The organism is Candidatus Kosakonia sp. 282A-S69 (assembly GCF_029433855.1).
GTDB classification, from domain to species: domain Bacteria; phylum Pseudomonadota; class Gammaproteobacteria; order Enterobacterales; family Enterobacteriaceae; genus Kosakonia; species Kosakonia cowanii_A.
Genome location: NZ_JAROAU010000003.1, coordinates 1,637,499 through 1,659,456 on the forward strand (window position 1 = coordinate 1,637,499; position 21,958 = coordinate 1,659,456).

The 21,958-nt window shown below is 53.5% G+C and carries 18 protein-coding genes and 2 pseudogenes; 13 read left to right on the forward strand and 7 right to left on the reverse strand.

Annotated features, from left to right (window positions below; translation table 11 throughout):
* Positions 1-211 precede the first annotated feature (211 nt).
* From PU683_RS13425 to PU683_RS13445, 5 genes are all read left to right on the forward strand, one after another.
* Positions 212-2,251, forward strand: coding sequence for a beta-galactosidase (locus PU683_RS13425; protein WP_277172217.1), 2,040 nt, complete (start codon positions 212-214; stop codon positions 2,249-2,251).
* Positions 2,248-3,627 (forward strand): MFS transporter, encoded by a 1,380-nt coding sequence (locus PU683_RS13430; RefSeq protein WP_277172219.1) that lies wholly within the window; start codon positions 2,248-2,250, stop codon positions 3,625-3,627. The genes PU683_RS13425 and PU683_RS13430 overlap by 4 nt, the downstream gene beginning before the upstream one ends.
* A 64-nt stretch (positions 3,628-3,691) precedes the next feature.
* The gene (gene araC, locus PU683_RS13435) at positions 3,692-4,588 is read left to right on the forward strand and encodes an arabinose operon transcriptional regulator AraC (protein WP_277172221.1); all 897 of its coding nucleotides are present in this window, start codon (positions 3,692-3,694) and stop codon (positions 4,586-4,588) included.
* A 63-nt stretch (positions 4,589-4,651) separates the two neighbouring features.
* A complete protein-coding gene (locus PU683_RS13440) occupies positions 4,652-5,224 on the forward strand; it encodes a helix-turn-helix domain-containing protein (protein WP_277172223.1) in 573 nt (190 codons plus the stop codon).
* Positions 5,225-5,416: 192 nt separating this feature from the next.
* Positions 5,417-7,375: a peptidase U32 family protein gene (locus PU683_RS13445; RefSeq protein ID WP_277172225.1), complete on the forward strand. Its 1,959-nt coding sequence runs from the start codon at positions 5,417-5,419 to the stop codon at positions 7,373-7,375.
* A gap of 33 nt (positions 7,376-7,408) precedes the next feature.
* Here PU683_RS13445 and PU683_RS13450 read toward each other — a convergent pair whose 3' ends face one another.
* Complete coding sequence (locus tag PU683_RS13450) at positions 7,409-8,350, reverse strand: LysR family transcriptional regulator (RefSeq protein ID WP_277172227.1); 942 nt, start codon at positions 8,348-8,350, stop codon at positions 7,409-7,411.
* Positions 8,351-8,446: 96 nt separating this feature from the next.
* On the opposite strand from PU683_RS13450, the gene PU683_RS13455 reads away from it, so the two are divergent.
* Entirely contained in the window at positions 8,447-9,127 is a 681-nt protein-coding gene (locus tag PU683_RS13455) for a nitroreductase (RefSeq protein WP_277172229.1), read from the forward strand.
* Between the two features lie 142 nt (positions 9,128-9,269).
* On the opposite strand, the gene PU683_RS13460 is transcribed toward PU683_RS13455, so the two are convergent.
* From PU683_RS13460 to PU683_RS13470, 3 genes are read right to left on the reverse strand one after another with little or no spacing between them, the layout of a single operon-like run.
* Positions 9,270-9,398 carry a DUF2474 domain-containing protein gene (locus tag PU683_RS13460; RefSeq protein WP_277172231.1) on the reverse strand — a complete coding sequence of 43 codons (129 nt, stop codon included), beginning with the start codon at positions 9,396-9,398 and terminating at the stop codon, positions 9,270-9,272.
* On the reverse strand, positions 9,398-10,408 hold the full coding sequence (gene cydB, locus PU683_RS13465; RefSeq protein ID WP_277172233.1) for a cytochrome d ubiquinol oxidase subunit II: 1,011 nt from the start codon (positions 10,406-10,408) through the stop codon (positions 9,398-9,400). Before cydB ends, PU683_RS13460 begins: the two co-directional genes overlap by 1 nt.
* Entirely contained in the window at positions 10,408-11,808 is a 1,401-nt protein-coding gene (locus PU683_RS13470; protein ID WP_124968297.1) for a cytochrome ubiquinol oxidase subunit I, read from the reverse strand. Before PU683_RS13470 ends, cydB begins: the two co-directional genes overlap by 1 nt.
* A gap of 349 nt (positions 11,809-12,157) precedes the next feature.
* Between PU683_RS13470 and PU683_RS13475 the strand changes: the two genes are divergently transcribed.
* The 4 genes from PU683_RS13475 to patD all read left to right on the forward strand — a co-directional run bounded on the left by PU683_RS13475 (position 12,158) and on the right by patD (position 17,675).
* A complete protein-coding gene (locus tag PU683_RS13475) occupies positions 12,158-13,675 on the forward strand; it encodes an AAA family ATPase (RefSeq protein WP_277172235.1) in 1,518 nt (505 codons plus the stop codon).
* Positions 13,675-14,595, forward strand: a complete 921-nt coding sequence (locus PU683_RS13480; protein ID WP_277172237.1) for a hypothetical protein — start codon at positions 13,675-13,677, stop codon at positions 14,593-14,595. Before PU683_RS13475 ends, PU683_RS13480 begins: the two co-directional genes overlap by 1 nt.
* Positions 14,596-14,690: 95 nt before the next feature.
* Positions 14,691-16,097: an aminotransferase-like domain-containing protein gene (locus tag PU683_RS13485; RefSeq protein ID WP_277172238.1), complete on the forward strand. Its 1,407-nt coding sequence runs from the start codon at positions 14,691-14,693 to the stop codon at positions 16,095-16,097.
* A 153-nt stretch (positions 16,098-16,250) separates the two neighbouring features.
* On the forward strand, positions 16,251-17,675 hold the full coding sequence (patD, locus tag PU683_RS13490; RefSeq protein WP_277172240.1) for an aminobutyraldehyde dehydrogenase: 1,425 nt from the start codon (positions 16,251-16,253) through the stop codon (positions 17,673-17,675).
* A 31-nt stretch (positions 17,676-17,706) separates the two neighbouring features.
* On the opposite strand, the pseudogene PU683_RS13495 reads toward patD, so the two are convergent.
* The 3 genes and pseudogenes from PU683_RS13495 to PU683_RS13505 all read right to left on the reverse strand — a co-directional run bounded on the left by PU683_RS13495 (position 17,707) and on the right by PU683_RS13505 (position 20,144).
* Positions 17,707-18,992, reverse strand: a pseudogene (locus tag PU683_RS13495) (Arm DNA-binding domain-containing protein).
* Between the two features lie 31 nt (positions 18,993-19,023).
* Positions 19,024-19,272, reverse strand: a pseudogene (gene xisR, locus PU683_RS13500) (excisionase family protein).
* 608 nt (positions 19,273-19,880) lie between these two features.
* A complete protein-coding gene (locus PU683_RS13505; protein WP_277172242.1) occupies positions 19,881-20,144 on the reverse strand; it encodes a hypothetical protein in 264 nt (87 codons plus the stop codon).
* A 225-nt stretch (positions 20,145-20,369) separates the two neighbouring features.
* Here PU683_RS13505 and PU683_RS13510 point away from each other — a divergent pair, with 225 nt between their 5' ends.
* The 3 genes from PU683_RS13510 to PU683_RS13525 all read left to right on the forward strand — a co-directional run bounded on the left by PU683_RS13510 (position 20,370) and on the right by PU683_RS13525 (position 21,797).
* Complete coding sequence (locus PU683_RS13510; protein WP_277172244.1) at positions 20,370-20,621, forward strand: hypothetical protein; 252 nt, start codon at positions 20,370-20,372, stop codon at positions 20,619-20,621.
* Between the two features lie 61 nt (positions 20,622-20,682).
* Positions 20,683-21,045, forward strand: a complete 363-nt coding sequence (locus tag PU683_RS13515; RefSeq protein WP_277172246.1) for a hypothetical protein — start codon at positions 20,683-20,685, stop codon at positions 21,043-21,045.
* A gap of 377 nt (positions 21,046-21,422) precedes the next feature.
* Positions 21,423-21,797 (forward strand): hypothetical protein, encoded by a 375-nt coding sequence (locus tag PU683_RS13525; RefSeq protein WP_277172248.1) that lies wholly within the window; start codon positions 21,423-21,425, stop codon positions 21,795-21,797.
* Positions 21,798-21,958 lie beyond the last annotated feature (161 nt).

Genomic DNA, 21,958 nt, shown 5'->3' on the forward strand with positions numbered 1-21,958 from the left:
TACCTTGTGCGTTATAACATCCGCGCAAGATAGCACTGTGCGCTATAGCGCACAAGTTGAGAAGGCCTCTTTTGTCCACGCGCCATGGCTAAAAATGTGAGCCATCTCCGCTCCTGAAGGCGATAGCAGATTTCTCAATGTTGCTAGCAGCTAATTTCATCCGGCCCGGAATGTTCTGCGATATGTTGCCGGTAACAATGAGGAGAAGCTGATGGATAAATTACTGTTTGGTGCCGCCTATTACCGCGAATATTTGCCCATGGAACGCCTGCACGACGATATAAAATTGATGAAAGAGGCAGGAATTAATTATGTGCGGATCGCTGAGAGCACCTGGAGCACCTTTGAGCCGCAGGAAGGGGAGTTTGATTTCAGTTCCGTGCTTACCGTACTGGATGAGATGCATAAAAACGGTATCGCCGTAATTATCGGCACGCCGACATATGCCTTACCGACGTGGCTGGCAAAAAAATATCCGGATGTGATGGCTACCACCAGTAGCGGGAAAAATGTCTACGGTCATCGGCAAAAGATGGATATTACCCATCCCGCTTTTTTATGGTACGCCGAGCGTATTATTCGCGCCTTATTAGCGGCAACGGCGAACCATCCGGCAGTCATTGGCTTTCAGATCGACAACGAAACCAAATATTACGACACCTGCTCAGCCGGGGCGCAAATCGAGTTCTTGAAATACCTCAAAAAAGAGTTCAACAACAGTACTGAGAAGATGAATCACGCCTTTGGCCTCGATTACTGGAGTAACCGCATCGATGCCTGGGAAGATTTCCCGCCAATAGAGGGCACGATTAATGCCAGCCTCGGCTGCGCCTTTAAACAATTTCAGCGCTCGCTGGTGACGCGTTTTCTCGGCTGGCAGGCTGAGATTGTGAAAGGCTATAAAAGCGATACGCAGTTTATTACCCACAACTTTGATTTTGACTGGCGCAACTGGTCGTATGGTATTCGGGCCGAGGTCGATCATTTTAAAACTGCCAGCGTGCTGGATATTACTGGCGTCGATGTCTATCACCCGAGCCAGTTTCAACTCACGGGTGCGGAAATTTCTTTTACCGGCGATCTCGCGAGGGTAACAAAAGACCAAACCTATTTTGTGCTGGAAACCCAGGCGCAGGCGTTTAAAGAGTGGACACCCTTCCCGGGCCAGCTGCGCCTTCAGGCCTGGAGCCATGTCGCCAGCGGTGCCAGGCTGCTGGGTTACTGGCACTGGCACTCGATTCACAACTCTTACGAAACCTACTGGAAAGGGCTGTTGAGCCACGATCTGCAACCCAATCCGGTCTATCACGAAGCCTGTACGATTGGCGCCGAGTTCAAGCAGCACGCGGCAACCGTAACGCGTTTCTCACGCCGCAGCCGGGTGGCGCTGGTAATCAGTAACGAATGTTTGACCGCTATCGACTGGCACCCATACCACGGCCATCAGTTTAGTCGCGATGCGCTGCACCAATATAACGACCTGTTCCGCGACTATTACGACACGCTCTATAAGATGAATATCGAAGTGGATATTATCGCCGTCGACGACCCGCGCCTGTTCCGTTATGAGATGCTGATCTTCCCGCTGCTCTATAGCGTCAGCGACGAGCGTTTACAGGAGATTAATCGTTATATTGCGCAGGGCGGTCACGCTATTTTCTCCTTCAAATCCGCCTTTGCCGACGAGCATATGAAAGTGCGCACCTGCGTACAGCCGGGAATTATCAGCGAAGCGATTGGTGCCCATTATCAACTCTTCGTTGATCCTGACAGCACCTTATTGCATTCAGAGATCCTCGACCTTTCTGCCAACGAGGTGCAAATCAGCGACTGGATGGAGTTAATTACCCCTGACGAAAATAGCGAGGTGCTGGCAGGTTACGACCATCCTTACTGGCAGCAGTATGCGGCAATTACGCACAACCGGTATGGGCAGGGGACGGCTACCTATATTGGCTGCCATATAACCCCCGCCGCCCTGGAAAAAGTGTATCGCCATGTTCTGCGCAACACCCTTTATCAACACGACACCATGCCAGAAGAGAGCTTCCCGGTGATTATCAAGCGCGGCATTGATAAAGAGGAAAACAGCCTTCTCTATTACTTCAACTACAGTAGCGAGCCGCAAACCGCCACCTTTACTGAACCGGCAGGGCGACTGCTATTTAGTGGCAAAAGCCTCAGGCAAAACGAGACGATCGCCCTGAAAGAGTGGGATGTGCAAATTATTCTCGTGGAGAGTGCAAAATGAGTGCATTAACGATTGAAGAGCAGCAAAGCGAGACCAGCACGCCCGGTTTTCGTGAGCGTTTCGCCTTTGGCCTGGGTGATTACGGCACGAATTTAACCTATACATTGATGGTGACATTTCTGGCCTACTTTTATACCGACGTCGTCGGTATTTCAGCGGTGCTGGTTGGGTCGCTGATGTTTTTCGCCCGCGTGGTCGATGGCATTATCTGCGTCTTCGTCGGCATCCGTATCGACAAAACCGATACCCGGCTGGGTAAAGCGCGCCCGTGGGTGTTGTGGACCGCCGTACCATTTGGCTTGTCGGCGTTTTTAATGGCCACGGTGCCGGGCATCAGCGATAGCGGCAAGATTATCTATGTTTGCGTCACCTATTTACTGGCGAACATTTTTTTCACCGCCAACAATATTGCCTATGGATCGCTGCTGGCGCTGATTACCCGCGATACCTACCAGCGCGGTATTTTAAGCGTCTTCCGTAAAGGCTTATCGACCTGCGGTTCGCTGACGGTTGGGGCATTTACGCTACCGCTGGTTGCCGCCTTCGGAAATAGCCACACCTCCTGGGTGATTGTCTTCGCTATCTTCGGTTTCTTTACCGCCCTGTGCCTGTTATTAACCGCGGCGTGGACGCGCGAGCGCATCAAACCGGTCAATAAGGAGAATCGCAACAATATCCGCGCGGGGGTCGTTGCCGCGTCGATGCTGAAAAACCGCTACTGGCTGATGATCTTCTTTTATCTGCTGATCACCTTTACCAGCTTAACGGCGCTCTCAACCACCAGCGTCTACTACTCGCGCTATATTTTGCAGGATGTCTCGATGATGTCGTGGATTAGCGTGGCGCAATATCTGCCGGGGTTGATTACGCTCTCCGTTATTCCTTATCTCATTAAGCGCCTGGGTAAACGCAATTTAGCGCTGCTCGGACTGACCATTTGCAGCATTGCCTATCTACTGCCGTTAATTGATAAAACCAGCTCGCTGTTTGTCATTCTCGCCACCGTGGTGCGCAGTATCGGTTTTTGCGGCATCGGTGCCACCATGTTCGCCTTCCTTGCGGATACCATTGATTACGGCGAGTGGAAGACCGGGCTGCGCATCGAGGGGATCTTATTCAGCGCCGGAACGTTAGGCCAGACGCTCGGCATGGGGCTGGGCAGCGCAAGCGTGGGCTGGATCCTCGGCGCGGCCGGTTTTGTCAGCGGCGGCAACGTTCAACAGTCAAAGCATGTGCTTGATATGATTGAATTCTTGTTTATCTTCTTCCCGTTTATTCTCGCCGTGCTGAATATGACGCTGATCTGGTTCTATAAGCTGGATGGTTTTTATGACCGCGTGGCGGCGGATCTCTCGCGTGGTGTATTTGCCAAATAAATGACTCGCCGCAGGCGGCTGCGGCTTTTTATCTAACCCTGTGCTAGCGTAAGGACGCTCAACAATGTGGCCGCAAACACTTTCCATGAATGACGTCGACGATGAATTGCTGATCTACTCGCCCTTAATGCGCAGCTTCACCTTCAACGCTTATCTGGTGGCGGGTTATACGCCTATCGTCAAAGGCAATAAGCTGGACTTTTTTATTAATCGCCAGCAGGGGATGAAGGGCTATATTTTAAATATCACCCTGCGCGGCGCAGGGGTTATTCACCGTAATAACGAGACGTTTATCTGCCGGGAAAACGATATTTTGCTCTTCCCGCCGGGCTGCCCGCATCACTATGGCCGTGAAGCGCACAACAGTTACTGGGATCACCTGTGGATCTATTTTATGCCGCGTCCCTACTGGATTGACTGGCTGAAATGGGATCGAAACTGGCATCAGATTGGCCTGACGCAAAGTAATGATCCGGACTTTATCGCGCAGCTAAAAACGGCGGTGAAGGAGGTGATTCGGCTTAACTCCTCGCCAGACAGAGTCGATAAAATCCTCGCCATGAATAGCCTGGAGAAGGCGCTGCTTTACTGTTTCAAGCAGCAGCCGGCGAGCAATCGCGCTTCGGTCGACCCGCGCATTAACGCTATTTGCCAATATCTGGATGAGAATCTGGCGGCTAAACTGACAATTAGCGAACTGGCGGCGAAAGCCTATCTTTCATCCTCGCGGCTGGCACACCTTTTTCGTCAGGAAATAGGCATGACGATTTGGGGCTGGCGTGAAAAGCAGCGGATGAGCCGGGCGGCGATGTTATTACAACATACGCAGCTGACCATTTCGCAAATCGCCCAGGTAGTGGGTTATGACGACGCACTCTATTTTTCGCGTCTTTTTCATCAGCAATACCACGTCGGGCCGCGGGAATACCGTAAACGGTATGAGCAGTTACATTCGCTTTAGTTTCGCTCTCTAAAATAGAAACGCTGCGCTATACTCGCTGCGTTTTAATTTCCCGGAGGCGGTATGAATATCGCGGATTATCTGGCAAAAACCCTGAAAATGCTGCGACAAGCGCGGGGCTGGAGCCTCTCAAAGCTCGCAGAAGAGACCGGCGTGTCAAAAGCGATGCTCGGGCAGATCGAACGCAACGAGTCGAGCCCGACTGTCGCGACACTGTGGAAAATTGCCACCGGCTTAAATGTGCCGTTCTCGACCTTTATTGCGCCGCCGCAGAGCGACACGCCCCATGCTTACGACCCCGATCAGCAGGCGATGGTTATCACGCCACTCTTCCCGTGGGATCAACAGCTCCATTTCGAACTCTTCTCCATTACGCTCGCGCCGGGCGCGCTGAGTGAATCTACGCCTCACGAAAAAGGGGTGATTGAGCATGTGGTGGTGATCGGCGGGGTGCTGGATATGCAGATCAACGGCGAGTGGCAGACACTGGATACGGGCAGCGGCATACGTTTTGCGGCTGATCGGGCGCATGCCTATCGCAACAGCAGCGCGCAGACCGCGCATTTCCACTCGTTAATCCACTACCCAAAAGAAAAAGCCGCAGGCGAACCCACGGCAAAAAACGACGACGATTAATACCCCATAACATCCACAACGTGACGAGTTCTGTTCCTGTCACCACACTAACGCGCCAGCGCCGCCGGGGGAAATAGCGATTTCGGCATAGCATTGTCGCCTGGCGCAAATTCCCGGCGTGACAGGTGGTGTAACGCCCCGGTTCTGACTACAATAGCCGCCATTTTGCACATAATGGATAACGACGATTGTATGCGCCTGCACCCTCATCATCTTGAACTGCTCAGCCCGGCTCGCGACACCGCCATTGCCCGTGAAGCGATCCTTCACGGCGCGGACGCGGTCTATATTGGCGGCCCCGGCTTCGGCGCCCGCCATAACGCCGGCAACAGCCTGCGCGATATTGCCGAACTGGTGCCGTTCGCCCATCGCTATGGGGCGAAGGTGTTTATCACGCTTAATACCATTCTTCATGATGATGAGCTGGAACCGGCGCAGAAACTGATCGGCGATCTCTACCAGGCCGGTGTCGATGCGCTGATTGTGCAGGATATGGGCGTGCTGGAGATGGATATCCCACCGATTGAGCTGCATGCCAGCACCCAGTGCGATATCCGCAGCGTGGAAAAAGCCAAATTTCTCTCCGACGTTGGCTTCAGCCAGATTGTACTGGCGCGTGAGCTGAACCTTGAGCAGATCCGCGCCATTCACCAAGCGACCGACGCCACCATTGAGTTCTTTATTCACGGCGCGCTGTGCGTGGCTTACTCCGGGCAGTGCAACATCTCCCATGCGCAAACCGGCCGCAGCGCCAACCGCGGCGACTGCTCGCAGGCTTGCCGCCTGCCTTACACCCTGAAAGACGATCAGGGCCGCGTCGTGGCTTATGAAAAGCATCTGCTGTCGATGAAAGATAACGATCAGACCGCCAACCTGGCGGCGCTGATCGACGCGGGTGTGCGCTCCTTCAAAATTGAGGGGCGTTACAAAGATATGAGCTATGTGAAAAACATCACCGCCCATTATCGCCAGATGCTCGACGCAATTATCGACGATCGCCCGGAGCTGGCGCGCGCGTCCGCCGGGCGCACCGAGCATTTCTTCATCCCTTCGACGGACAAAACTTTCCATCGCGGCAGCACCGACTACTTTGTTAACGCGCGCAAAATCGATATCGGCGCCTTTGACTCACCGAAGTTTGTCGGCCTGCCGGTGGGCGAAGTGCTGAAAGTGGGCAAGGATCACCTCGACGTAGAGGTGACCGAACCGCTGGCTAACGGCGACGGGCTTAACGTGCTGGTGAAGCGTGAAGTGGTCGGTTTTCGCGTTAACGTGGCGGAAAAAACTGCCGAAAATCGTTACCGCGTCTTCCCGAATGAGATGCCGGATGCGCTGAAAACCCTGCGTCCGCACCATGCACTCAACCGCAACCTCGATCACAACTGGCAGCAGGCGCTGCTGAAGACCTCCAGCGAGCGGCGCATCGGCGTTGATATTGAGCTCGGCGGCTGGCAGGAGCAGCTGGTGCTGACCCTGACCAGCGAAGAGGGCGTCAGCGTCACCCATACGCTGGATGGCCAGTTTGATGAAGCCAACAACGCGGAAAAAGCGCTCGACAACCTGAAGGATGGGCTGGCGAAGCTGGGGCAAACCCGTTACTACGCGCAGAGGGTCGACATCAACCTGCCGGGCGCGCTGTTTGTGCCGAACAGCCTGCTCAACCAGCTGCGCCGTGAAACGGTGGAGATGCTGGAAGAGGCGCGCCTGGCAAGCTATCAGCGCGGCAGCCGTAAAGCGGTGGCCACGCCTGCGCCGGTCTACCCGGAAACCCATCTCTCGTTCCTCGCCAACGTTTACAACCACAAAGCGCGTGAGTTCTATCACCGCTACGGCGTGCAGCTGATTGACGCGGCCTACGAGGCCCATGAAGAGAAGGGCGAAGTGCCGATGATGATCACCAAACACTGCCTGCGCTTTGCCTTTAACCTCTGCCCGAAACAGGCGAAAGGTAATATTAAAAGCTGGCGCGCAACGCCGATGCAGCTGGTACACGGCGATGAGGTGTTAACCCTGCGCTTCGATTGCCGCCCGTGTGAAATGCATGTGATCGGTAAGATGAAAAATCACATCCTTAAGATGCCGCTGCCGGGCAGCGTGGTTGCCTCGATCAGCCCCGATGATCTGCTGAAAACCTTACCGAAAAACAGATAACCAGCAGGGTGGCGCAATGCCACCCTGTTTTGTTTATGGCGTTGAGTTGTAGCGCCAGTAGGGCGGCGAGCCAAAACTCGCCAGCAGAAAGTCGATCACCGTGCGCGTGTTCAGCGACGGGTACTTTCCGCCCGGATAGAGCATCCACAGCGACTGCTCGCCCGGCGAGTAGGAAGCGGTGTACTCCGGCAACAGGGCAACCAGCTCGCCGCGATTGAGCAGCTCGCCCACCTGCCAGTCCGGAAAGAGTAGCATTCCCGCGTCGTTGCGCGCCGCCTGCAACAGCAGCTCCGCATTATCTGAGAGAATTTTCGCCTGCGGCGAAAAGGCGAAATCCTGCCCGCCGCGCTGAAAGCGCCAGCGCTGCAACCCGCTTTTTCCGCGGTAGGCCAGCAGGCGGTGCGTCAGCAGATCTTCGGGCGAGGCGGGTGCGCCATAGCGGCGAACGTAGTCAGGCGTCGCCACCAGGTGGCAGGTCTGCTTTGCAATCAGCCGTCCGTGCAGCTCCGAGTTTTTCAGCGAGGCAATGCGTACCAGCAGATCGGTGCCGTCAGCAAAGGGATCGATATAGTCATCGTCGAGATTGAGTTCAATCTGCAAGGCGGCGTAGCGCTCGCTCAACGCACTGATGCGTGGCCCGATATGGTTCAGGCCAAAGGAGATAGGGGCATTAATGCGGATACGTCCCCCCGGCTCGCCGCGCCGCTCGCCGACCTGCGTCTGCGCATCGCTCAGCTGCTGTAACATCGCGCGGAAGGTCTGGGCATAAATCTGACCGGCATCGGTGGCGATCACCGCGCGGGTGTTGCGATAGAGCAGCTGGGTTTCCAGCGCCTGCTCAAGTTGCTGCACCACGCGCGATAACGACGACGCCGCAAGCCCCTCGTTACGGGCAACCTCGGAGAGATTGCCTTCGCGCACGATGGCAAGAAAGAGGTGCATGGATCGGGCGCTAATCTGGCTGAGGTTTTTCATCTGTGCGTAATCTGCAAAGGTCCATGGCGCATTGTAGTGTTTTTACGCACTGAGTTCATCGCTAAGATACGCCGACACTCAGCACGGAGACTATTTATGAGTACGCCCGTTTTAGCTTTCGATGAAACCGTCCGCCAGCGCACCTCGGTACGCGCCTTTTTGCCAACGCCGCTGACGGATGAGCAGATCCACGCCGTCCTGCAGGATGCGCAATACGCCCCCTCCAACTGCAACACCCAGCCCTGGCATGTGCACGTGGTCTCCGGTGAAACCAAAGATCGCCTTGCGCAGCTGATGATCGAAAACGACATCGCCGGCAAGCAGACGCCGGATTTCACCTTCGCTTATGAAGATTTTCACGGCGACTATTTTGACCGCAGCCAGCAGCAGGCGAAGCTCTATTACGACGCGCTGGGCATTGCGCGGGATGACAAAGAGAAGCGCCGTGAATACTACCTGCGCAACTATCGCTTTTTCGACGCGCCGCACGCGGCGTTTCTGTTTATGCCGACCTTTGGCGACAATGTTCGCGTGGCGTCGGATATGGGCATGTACGGGCAGACCTTTCTGCTCTCCTTAGCCGCCCGCGGCTTTGCCGGTATTCCGCAGACCCTGCTCGGTTTTCATGCCGATCTGGTGCGCAAAGCGCTAGGGGTGTCGGATGAGTACCGCCTGTTGTTTGGCATCTCGTTTGGTTATGCCGACACCGCGAATATCGCCGCGACGCTGCGCATGCCGCGTATTCCGGTGGAAAGCAGCGTGGTGATGCACAAGTAGGGGTGATGTGCCGGATGGCGGCTCCGCCTTATCCGGCCTACGCGGATCGAGCGGTTTTGTAGGCCGGATAAGCGTAAGCGCCATCCGGCAAAAAAAACCATAAAAAAGGCCGGAAACATTAACCTGTTTCCGGCCTTTGATCTTAATGGGATTTAAACCCGGCGGCGGACATCAACAACCGGAACACCATGCTGACGGCAGTCAGCGCCAGTACGCTTCCGCCCCAGATGACGACCAGCCACATCAGCCGTTTCCATAGCGGTTGTTTCATCAGTGATACCCCTCGCCATGCTGGATTTTGCCGCGGAACACGTAGTAGCTCCAGAAGGTGTAAACCAGAATGATGGGGATGATCAGCAGCGCGCCAACCAGCATAAAGCCCTGGCTTTGCGGCGGTGCGGCTGCCTGCCAGAAGCTAATATCCGGCGGGATAATGTTGGGCCAGATACTGATCCCAAGACCGCTAAAGCCGAGGAAAATCAACCCAAGCGTCAGCAGGAAGGGGCGTCTGTGAACATGTTCATTGCCGAGGCAGCGCCACAGCCAGATGCTGAGCGCAATCACCAGCAGCGGCACCGGCGAGAAGAAGAGCAGGTTTGGCATGCTGAACCAGCGATCGGCAATCGCGCCGTGAGAGAGCGGCGTCCACAGGCTGATGACGCCCATCACCACCAGTAATGCCAGCAGCAGTTTTTTCGCCGCCGCGCGCATTTTACCCTGCAACGGTTCGCCGCTCTTCATCACCAGCCAGCTTGCGCCCAGCAACGCATAGGCGATCACCAGGCCGAGGCCACAGAAGAGGTTAAACGGCGTCAGCCAGTCCAGCGCGCCGCCGCTAAAGGTACGGCCGGTCACTTTGAAACCATTGATAAAGGCACCCACCACCACACCCTGCGAGAAGGTCGCCAGCAGCGAGCCGGAGAGGAAGGCTTTATCCCAGAAGGGTCGGTGCGCCTCGGTGGCCTTAAAGCGGAACTCAAAGGCCACGCCGCGGAAAATCAAACCAATCAGCATCAGCGTAAGCGGGATGGTGAGCGCATCGGTGATCACCGCATAAGCCAGCGGGAATGCGCCAAACAGCCCCGCACCGCCCAGCACCAGCCAGGTTTCGTTTCCGTCCCAGACCGGGGCAACGCTGTTGACCATTACATCGCGATCGTGGCCATCGCGCGTCACCGGGAAGAGGATGCCGATGCCGAGGTCAAACCCATCCATCACGATATACATCAGGGTCGCGAAGACGATAATGACAAACCAAATTAACGGAAGATCGATGCCCATTATTTATCCTCATCAGCCGGAAGACGTTCACCTGCCGCTGAAAGCGGACGTGCCGGAGTGCCTTGCGTGGTGTTTTCATCATGCGGCTGCGGCCCTTTGGTGATCAAACGCACCATATAGAGATAACCGACGCCAAACACCGAGCAGTAGACGATAAAGAAGGCCAGCAGGCTGAGGCTCATCTGCAAATCACCGTGCCCGGAAACGGCATCCGCGGTGCGCAGCAGGCCGTAAACCACCCACGGCTGGCGTCCCACCTCGGTGGTCACCCAGCCAGCGAGAATGGCGATCAGCCCCGCAGGCCCCATCCAGAGCGCAAAGTGGAGGAAAGGCCGCGACTCATACAGCCGCTTGCGGTAACGCAGCCACAGCGCCATCACCCCAAGGCCAATCATCAGCATGCCCAGCGCCACCATGATACGGAATGACCAGAAGACGATCGGCGAGTAGGGGCGCTCATCTTTGGGAAACTCCTTCAGCGCCGGAACCTGCTTATCGAGGCTGTGGGTCAGGATCAGGCTGCCGAGCGCCGGGATCTCCACCGCATAGCGGGTGCGCTCCTGTTCCATATCCGGCAGGCCAAACAGCAGCAGCGGCGTCGCTTCCCCCGGCGGGTTCTCCCAGTGGCCCTCAATGGCGGCAATCTTCGCTGGCTGATGCTCGAGCGTATTGAGGCCGTGCATATCGCCCACCATCGCCTGAATTGGCGCAACCACCAGCGCCATCCACATCGCCATTGAAAACATTTTGCGGATCGCCGGCGTATTGTTGCCGCGCAGCAGGTGCCAGGCCGCGGAAGCCCCGACGAACAGCGCGCTGCTCAGGAAGGCGGCAATCGACATATGGAAGAGGCGATAAGGGAAGGAGGGGTTGAAGACAACCTTAAACCAGTCCACCGGAATCACCTGGCCATTCTCGATGGCAAAGCCCTGCGGCGTATGCATCCAGCTGTTAGAAGCGAGGATCCAGAAGGTCGACATCAGCGTGCCGAGCGCTACCATGCAGGTGGAGAAAAAGTGCAGCCCCGGGCCAACCTTATTCCAGCCAAACAGCATCACGCCCAGGAAACCCGCTTCGAGAAAGAAGGCGGTTAGCACCTCATAGGTGAGCAGCGGGCCGGTAATGCTGCCCGCAAATTGTGAAAATCCGCTCCAGTTGGTACCGAACTGGTAGGCCATCACCAGACCGGAAACCACCCCCATGCCGAAGTTAACGGCAAAGATTTTCGACCAGAAGTGGTAAAGGGTTTTCCAGTCAGGATTCCGGGTTTTCAGCCACAAACCTTCCAGCACCGCGAGATAGCTGGCAAGGCCAATGGTGATCGCCGGAAAGATGATGTGGAACGAAACGGTGAAGGCGAACTGTATCCTCGCCAGGTAAAACGCATCTAAACCAAACATGCACATCCTCAGAATCAATGTTGTGGCGTCAATGTTAATGGTTACGCTTGCCGACTTGCAGAAACAGTTGACAGCGATTTACATATAACAGTCCCTTACAAGGGTACGGCAGGTTGCGGGATAGTCCAGGCGAAACCACAAATTTCCTGCCAGATATGGGCGTTGACAGTGGAATCTGGCTGGCAGATCGTAGCTTTCATATTGAAACTAATGGCATTAGTAGATGAGTAAGCAAAATTTTCTGTCGTTGTATCTCTGCCGTTCCGCTAAAAAAGTTGCCGCGCTGGCGGATAAAACCGGCATTTTTGTCGAGGATAAACAGTGGGATGACAACGGTTACGCCTCGCTGGTGGAGATCTATATCAAACCTGATTTAGATGCAGCACCACTGATTACACATGCTCATATGGGGATTCTGGACGATAACCGGCAAGGGATAGGCGTGGTTGCGCGTCTGCTTGGCAATAACCAAGAGTACACCCGTTATGAGCCAGACGACGGCGTAATTTATACCTTACTCAGAAGCTCGGCAGCCTATCGCATGCTTATTGAGCATTATGATCTCGACAGGGCGAAAACGATTCTTAAGACGCTAAATGACGTGATCTTGTTGAAATACAGCGAATCGGCTCCGGAGGCGATAAGAAAAATTGCCAGTCAGGAGGTATTTAAATACTCCTTTATCCGTAACTCTACTACCTGGTTTGCCTGGAATAATGCCGCGACGATCCTCAATGGCATTCGGCAGGAGCATTTTGATGCCATTTCGCCGGTGATGAATATCCGTTTCCGCCGCGAGAGTTTCGCCAATGAGCACAATATTACGCTACGTTTTAATTTTGACGCGCTGTTATCACAGCGTATTGCGGTCATCATCGGTAAAAATGGAATCGGTAAAAGTCAGACCCTGAGAGAGATCGCCGATGCGTTACTGGAAGGAAAAACGACTTTTTCAACAGATGGCAAAAGCGCACGCGTCATGGTTAATCGCCTGCTTGCCTTTTCCGCCACGCAGGAGACGGCGAATACCTTTCCGGCTGACTCAGATGATAAAAACCGCTACACCATCGACTACCAACACTTCTCGTTAAATGAACGCAGCCAGAGCCACGAGAAAAATCAGGTTGTGATGTCAATTCTGGAAATGGCAAGGCAGGATCAGAAACTCGGGCGTACCAGCCGCTGGGGTATGTTCAGGGAAGCGCTGAAGTCGGTCGACAACAGTCAGGAGATCTCCCTGGCATTGAGCAGTGATAACAGCACGATTGCGATCGATCAGTTAAAAAAGATCAGTAAACCTCTGCCCGGCAGACCGATTCTCGACATCCTGAATGATATTTCAGAAACAGAGATCCCTTTCAGGCTGGTTAACGGTCAGCGCCACCCTTTAAGTAGCGGAGAGTGGCGTTTCCTGGCGTTTGCGGCGCGTTTGTGTAGACATATTGATAACGGCACACTGGTTCTGATTGACGAACCTGAAACGCATCTGCACCCGCAGTTTATTAGTCAGATAGCGGATTTGCTCTATACCCTGCTTGAGATGAGCGGCTCCGTTGCGATTGTTGCTACCCACTCGGTCTATTTCGTGCGTGAGGTTAACCATCAGCAGGTGATTGTATTACGCCACACGCCAGAGAACGAAATCTATGTAGATGTGCCGATATTACGCACGCTTGGGGCGAATGTGGGGGCTATTTCGCGCTTTGTCTTTGGACAGGATCAACAAACGCAGCAAATCGAACGCATTAAAACAACGTTACTGGCGCAGTATCGGGATAAAGGGTGGGAAAGGCTGGAGGCCGATTATGGTGATGTGCTGGCCAGCGAACTCCTGTCTGTTCTACGTATGGAGATGGAAAAAGAGTAATGAATCGCTTACGGCTTATCGATCTGGACGATCACACTAAACTGGATGAATTAGTAAAGAAGAGTGAAATTATTGGCAAAATCGGTAAAACAACGCGCGCAAGAGATATTAATAACCTCAAGCTCGCATACGATCTGTATAAGCGTGCTAACGGCGCTCCGGACCAGATCCTGCAAGGCATGCAGGGTAACACCATCAGCCGTAAGATGGGCGCTGCACTGCAGCACTATTATAAAAAACCGACCAAGGATCTTAAGTTTATTGACCTTATGCGAGATGAGTTCAAAATCCGCACCTGCCCGATGTGCGGATCGCTGGCCAGCGGAACGCTCGACCACTATCTGCCTCAAAAATTTCATAAAGCGTTTACCATTTTTTCGCTGAATCTCGTGCCAAGCTGCCTGTGTAACAGCAAAAAAGGGGTGAAATTAAAAGGAGATAAAGCCAATCAGCGTCTTTTACATCCCTACTTTGATGATTGCCTGCAACATCGCCTGGTTCGGGTCGATATTCACCACCCGGAGACGACGCCGACGGTTTCAAGCCATGTGCTGCTTCTTCCGTCCGATCCCAATTACGCAGCAGTGGAGTTTCATTTCTCTACCCTGGTGAAAGCAAAAGTGGAAATGTATGTCCTGGAGAATTTCATCGATTTTTGCCGCCGTCCGGGAGATTTGATTAGCAGCCTGACCAGAAACCCACGCAACGAAGCACATTTACGTCGCCTGATTGAAGATGAGCTACACTCCAAAGATAACTACTTTGGTTCAAAAAATAACTGGGTCTCACTGCTACTCTTCGCGCTGTTGCAGGACAATACCCTGAGCTGGCTTGCTGGCAAGCTCTGTGTGAAGGGACGCGTGCCCAATTCCCCCCTGGTTACCCATCACGCAGCAAAATCGTCGCTCTTTTTGCTATAACAGCCCCCTTTATAACCCGCTACGCCACATACTGATATAGCAACTGGGGGTGTAGCGTGACATGATAGAGCCGTGTTCCTGTCACGTGAAAAACCATGAAAAAATATCAGCGCCTGGCGCAGCAAATCGTTGAACAAATCGAGCTTGGCGTCTGGCGACCGGGTGAGAAGCTGCCATCGCTGCGCGAACAGGTGGCGAGCAGCGGGCTGAGTTTTATGACCGTCGGGCATGCGTATCAGCTGCTTGAGAGCCAGGGCCGGGTGATTGCGCGCCCGCAGTCGGGCTATTTTGTCGCGCCGACGCCGGGGCTGACGCGCGCGCCTGCGCCGCAGGTGATGCGTGACGAAGCGGTTGATATCAACACCTATATTTTCGACGTGTTGCAGGCAAGCTGCGATGCCTCGGTGCTGCCGTTTGGCTCGGCCTTTCCCGATCCGAAGCTCTTTCCAATGCCGCAGCTTAACCGCTCGCTGGCGAAAGTAAGCAAGAGTGCAGGGGCAATGAGCGTGATTGAGAACCTGCCACCGGGCAACAACCAGTTGCGTCACGCTATTGCCCGGCGTTACGCCCGCCAGGGGATGAACATCTCGCCGGATGAGATCGTAATTACCGCCGGTGCCCTCGAAGCGCTGAACCTTAGCCTGCAGGCCGTCACCGAGCCGGGCGACTGGGTGATTATTGAAAGCCCCTGTTTTTACGGCGCGCTGCAGGCGCTGGAGCGGCTGAAGCTAAAAGCGCTCTCGGTACCGACGGACGTAAAAGCCGGCATCGATCTCGACGCGCTCGAACAGGCGCTGACCGAGTACCCGGTGAAAGCCTGCTGGCTGATGACCAACAGCCAGAACCCGCTCGGTTTCACCCTCAGTTCGGAGAAAAAGGCGCGGCTGGTCGAATTGCTTGCCGTACATAACGTCACGCTGATTGAGGATGATGTTTACAGCGAGCTCTATTACGGGCGCGAACAGCCACTGCCCGCCAAAGCGTGGGATAAGCAGGATATGACCCTGCACTGCTCCTCCTTTTCAAAATGCCTTGTCGCCGGGTTTCGCGTCGGCTGGGTGGCTGCCGGGCGTCACGCGCGCCGTATTCAGCAGCTGCAATTAATGAGCACGCTGTCCACCAGTTCGCCGCTACAGCTGGCGCTGGTTGATTACCTCTCGACCCATCACTACGATGCGCACCTGCGCCGCTTACGCCGCCAACTGGCGGAGCGCAAGCATCTCGCCTGGCAGGCGCTGCTGCGCCACCTGCCGCCGGAGGTGAAAATCTACCGCAACGAGAGCGGCTACTTCTTATGGCTGGAGTTGCCGAACGGCCTTGATGCGGGCGTTCTCAGCCAGCAGGCGCTGGCGCACCACATCAGCATCGCGCCGGGGAAGATGTTCTCCACCTCCGATAACTGGATCTCATTCTTTCGCTTCAACTGCGCCTGGGCGTGGGGCGAGAAAGAGGAGCGGGCGGCGATGCGCCTGGGCGAGTTGATCCGCCAGATGATGCAATAGCCTTTTGCCGCTGCGCTGTCGGCTATTCATAGGAAATGTGAATAGCAACACAGATCGGCACTTGCTGCCCACCCGTTGTCTCTGCGCCCCGTCTATTTTTAATAGAGCGGGATAACCCGTATACAGACTCATTGACCGGGCAGAGGGAGCGCGATGCAACATCAACTGTTTATTAATGGCGAGCTGGTTAACGGCGAAGGTGAAGAGCAGGCGGTCTACAATCCCGCTACTGGCGAGGTGCTGCTGTCGATTGCTGAAGCATCGCACGCGCAGGTCGACGCGGCCGTCGAGGCGGCGGACCGGGCATTTGTCGAATGGGGGCAGACCACGCCGAAAGCGCGTGCCGACGCGCTGCTGCAGCTGGCGCAGGTAATTGAGGATAACGCAGAGATGTTCGCGCGCCTTGAGTCGCTCAACTGCGGTAAACCGCTGCACTGCGTATTAAATGATGAACTCCCGGCGGTGGTGGATGTTTTCCGCTTTTTCGCCGGAGCCGCGCGTTGCCTGAACGGGCTGGCGGCGGGCGAGTATCTGGAGGGGCACACCTCAATGATTCGCCGCGATCCAGTAGGCGTGGTGGCCTCTATCGCACCGTGGAACTATCCGCTGATGATGGCGGCATGGAAGCTCGCCCCGGCGCTGGCGGCGGGAAACTGCGTGGTGATCAAACCCTCAGAGATCACACCGCTGACGCTGCTGAAGCTGGCTGAGTTAGCGCAAGAGATCTTCCCGGCGGGCGTGCTGAACGTGCTGTTTGGACGCGGGCAGAGCGTCGGCGATCGTTTAACCGGCCATCCTAAGGTGCGCATGGTCTCGCTGACCGGATCGATTGCCACCGGGGAACATATCATCTCCCATACTGCTTCCTCTATTAAGCGCACCCATATGGAGCTGGGCGGTAAAGCGCCGGTGATTGTGTTTGATGATGCCGACCTCGACGCGGTGGTCGAAGGGGTACGCACCTTTGGTTTCTACAATGCCGGGCAGGACTGCACCGCCGCTTGCCGCATCTACGCCCAAAAGGGGATCTATAACGCGCTGGTCGAGAAGCTCGGTGCCGCGGTCGCCAGCCTCAGGATGGGCGAGCCGAACGATGAGTCGACCGAGCTTGGGCCGCTCTGCTCCCAGGCGCACCTTGAGCGCGTAACGCGTGCCGTCGAGGAGGCGAAGGCGCTCGGGCATATCAACGTGGTGACGGGCGGCAACAAGCACTCTGGCGCGGGCTATTACTACCAGCCAACCCTGCTGGCTGGCGCAAAGCAGGAAGATGCGATCGTGCAGCGCGAAGTGTTTGGCCCGGTGGTGAGCGTCACGGAGTTTGATGACGAAGCGCAGGTGCTCAGCTGGGCCAATGATTCCAACTACGGCCTCGCCTCATCGGTATGGACAAAAGATGTCGGACGCGCGCACCGCCTCAGCGCGCGGCTGCAGTATGGCTGCACCTGGATCAACACTCACTTTATGCTGGTCAGCGAAATGCCGCACGGCGGGCAAAAACACTCCGGCTACGGCAAAGATATGTCGATTTACGGGCTGGAGGATTACACGGTTGTGCGGCATGTGATGATAAAACACTAACATGTAAATAAGTGGCTGTAATATAAGTAAATTATATTCCGGCCACTTTATTGTGGGGCATCTGTGGGGCATTGAAGTCAAAATTTGTGTTCAGCAGAGCTACCTGGCCGCCGTTTTGTTCCGACATCCATTTACCATAGACGTTGAAAACCATCTGGGCATTTGTGTGTCCCATCTGGTTGGCAATGAAGCTCGGGTTCGCACCGGCACTTAAAGCCCAGCAAGCGAATGTATGACGCGATTCATATGCTTTCCTGTGCCTAATACCTGCTCTTTTCAACAGGTGATTCCATGACGAGGCTATAGACCCGGGTATGTAGCAAATGCTTTTGGATGGGTAACGCGCCGAAACATTCGGATTGAATACAAAGGTACATAAGTCTTTTCTTTGCTTCCCGTACTCCCTGAGATGAACAACAATTTTATGCTGCTCCTTCATCCGGGTAAATTGCATCTGACTTTTAAGAGCCTCGATAGCTGGCTGAGTCAGGTTAATTGTCCTTATACCGCTTTCCGTTTTAGGTGGTGAGAAGTGATCAGAGATCGCTCGGTTTCTGTTAACCTTTAACGTCCAGTTCATAGTGTCTACATCCTCCCAGGCTAAAGCACAAATTTCACCATGACGCATGCCCGTACTTACGGCCAGAACCCAAAGATTTCTGATCTGCTGGTGATTAGTAGCCTGAAGAAAGCGCATAAACTCTTCTTTGGTGAGCGGGTCAGGCTCTGATTTTGATTTCCTGAGTGGACGAATATCAGATATGACCGAGCCATTTGTGTAACCGTTTCGCTCCGCAAACTTAAGCATCTCTAGCATCACAGCCATATAGCCGTTCACCGTGCGTACCGTTCTCCCTTTTTTGTGGGAGCGCTCAAGAGTTTTACCGATGAGCTGATAGCCAGTTAGAAGTTCATGCCTGAGAGACATGAGATCCTCATGGGTAAGTGCTGAAATGGGCATCTCATCGTCCAGAATGCGAAGGCACATTTTCACGTACGATGTATACCGCACATGGGTGTTCTTCGCTAAAACCGTTTGCTTCAGGGCCAGCATTTGTAAGCCAGTTCCGAAACGAACGTCTTCAGTTTGCGATCGTCATTAACCTGAGCTCGCGGTGAATTAGGGAACTGGGCAGTATAGTCGAATGTGCCGGTCCTGATGGCGTAGCAAATCGAAGTCCTCAACTCTCCAGCTATCTTTCTGTTTTTGGGTGTATCGGGAACGCCAAGACTTTCGCGAACTCTCTCACCTTGGTACATGAACCACAGGCGCAATGAGCCCCCGTGGTTCTCGACCCCGGTTGGATATTTAGACATGCTTCTTCCTCTGTCATGAAAGAGGGGCTATTTAAGCAGATTTTTGACGGGGGATCGCCGGGCGCTGACGTTCAATCCAGTTATCCACTTCGTGGTGGTTGTAGAGAATAGGGGAGTTGTACTTCGGCTGGCAGTCGCCTGAGTAGTGCCGGTATTCCCGCCCCTCCATCCAGGATTACTCGCGCGCGGACTTAATAGCATTTTTGGTCAGGCCAGTGATCGCCATCAGCACTTCTTCCGACACACATTTATTGGGTACCAGTTGGATCGCTTCACTCATGGTTTACTCCAGGCAAAAAGAAGCCGCCCGTAGGCGGCAAACATCAAGGGATGATAGATAGGTCTTATTGGTGCTCAGCACCCAACAGGCGACTCACTGAATCGCCTGTAAGTTGCTTCCGCGTTAGTAATTAAAAAGCCGCAATAAGCGGCTTTAGTTTTAGATGGCTATCAATGGCTCATGACATAAAGCCGATAACGCTTTTTCTTTTCCTCAAAAAGTGGCGAGCTCTCATCCTCAAGTAATTGGAAAACATATTTCATTAAGACTCCCTGTGTAGATGTGTATTCATTCCATACAACATCAGGGATGTAAACCCATGAAGGGGGGCAATTCTTCGTCATGCATGCCACTTGGAAGATTTGTTCCTCTTCATTGCTCCACGTAAATCCAGTGGGACCAATGTCGTCATTGATTACTGGTTTTGCACCACAGAAAGGGCACGGTTTTAACTGATCTACTCGCATATTTACTCCGAAATGTTTAAAAATTGAGCATATCAGTATGGGAGAGGAAAGAAAGGGGTGGTTCGGCAAATTTTGTATATATTTCAAGATGTTCTTGACGTTGCCGTCATTAGAACCTCTCGCTTAATTATGGTGCGCAGCTCAGTCGTCATCATCCTCCCACCAATCATCATCGTCATCATCCTGCGGCAGCGACAAATTTAGCAGTGGATTAGTGGCTGCCAGCATCTCCGCAGCCGCTCCCTTGCGCTGAAGTCGGCGCAATGCCTCGTAAAGCTCGAAAGCTTCGGTACGCTCTTCGCCTATATCGAGAGAGCATGCGACGTGGTGCGCGGCAGCAACGATCACCTCTAACTGGTTACGGATGGCAATCAGCAGGTCTTCGGTATTGGCACGGGTGACCATGTAAATCTACTTGCGGCGCTGCGTATTGCGCTGGTATCGCTCGAAGAAGGAGCCGAACTGCAGCGCAAAGCTGCAATCCACGATGCACTCTGCGAAAAGCACAACGTCTAATCACTGCCTGATTTCGTGGCATGGCAAAGTAATCACATTGCTGAACTTGAAGTGGCACCACCGGCTCCAGTAGGTGATGGTTAAACCGCAGTAATGCCGGATTATCCCGGGTACATGATGACGCAGCGTGAGTTCTTCGATGCAGGTGCGAAAAGAGCGGTGCCAGATGGTTGGGTGGCTGTGCCGGTCGAGCCGACAGATGACATGATCGTTCAGGGCTTTGAATCTGAGCCAGATGAGAGCTTGAGCGATGAGAAAGAGTGGGAAGCGTACGTCGCTATGAGTGGATGCCAGCAGGCGGCGCACCGGGCAAAGCTGTGCTGGGCTGCGATGATTAAGGCTTCACAAAAGCAGAGCAAACAGTGAGGAAATGCAATGCAATTTCATGAATAATATGAATTACGGTTTAAAACAGTAGGAAATCATCATGTTTGAAGTGGGATTGCTGACTTGGCTTGGAACGCAAGTGCTAAATTTCAAAAATCTTAAAAGAGAAGATCGATTGGCTGCAATTGAAGGCCTCACGCCAGCAGTGGGTGCGACGATTGCTTACTCTGAAAAGCTGAATAGAACGCATATTAGAGATACTAAGGAAGAACAGGAGCTTCATAATCTTTGGTTTGCAGCGTCTTCAGCAGTTAGCAGGTATGATCGGGAGCTTGCTAGAGTATGCAGGGAAAAGGCTCGCTATTGGCTTAAATATGACGAATATGATGATGATATGGTTGTACAGCTAAAGATTAAGTTAATTGATGTAGCAGATAGTTTAGAAGAAATGAAATACAGCTAACCAGAGCGCTGGATGAAGATGAAGAGAACCTTTCTAAGACTGGACAGCGAGGCATGACTGCAGCTAACGCGATCACGTTCACAACAAAAGTCGACAAATTCAGCCCTAAGTCTTGCAAAACTGGATTAATAAGCTTATATTTCGTGTAAATCTGATATCGTCGCCATAGCTTTACAGGTTGACAAAAATTAAGAGCCTCGCCATTGTGCGGGGCTTTTTTATTTGTGTTATTAGTTCAATTTACGAAGCAAAACCCTACGACACTGTACTTTTATGGCCGACATCTTTAGCTAAAGTTGTGTGTGCTATCAATGTTTTAAGGCACCATGTGGATTAATATAATTCATTAATAACAATGAATTATGTGGGGTTTAGTCATGCGGTATCTGTTATTGATATTATTAATAGGGAGCTGCTCTTCAAATGCTGCTCTTATTGATCGTCATAAGGCGGCGCAGGATCTCTGCGACGCAGAGTGGAAAATAACGGATAGGGCATCTGGTACGAATGAAAATACTACCGACATCGTTAACGATGAGGTGGCTTCCTTCAAAGCTAAGGGCTACGCCTTCTCTGATTTTTCTATAGACGAAACTGACTTTATGAAAGTATCAATTGAAGGTGCTGATGGAAGACGAAAAATGATTAAGGAAATGCATACGCCTTACTCTGAAACGCGTGATTTTCTCAAAGATAGAATGATGCCCGTCTGTATAAAAAACGTACTGGAAAGAATTGATAATAAAAAGTAGTTATTACTCATGAAATCTAAAAGGTCGCCAAGAGGCGGCCTTTTTTAATTCCAGACCCTGGAAATAATCATCCACTTATCTCGTTGTTTAATGCAGCCCGAGAGCCTGCCCCTCTTACTCACGCACAGCACCCCGACTTAATCGGAGGTGAGAGAAATGTC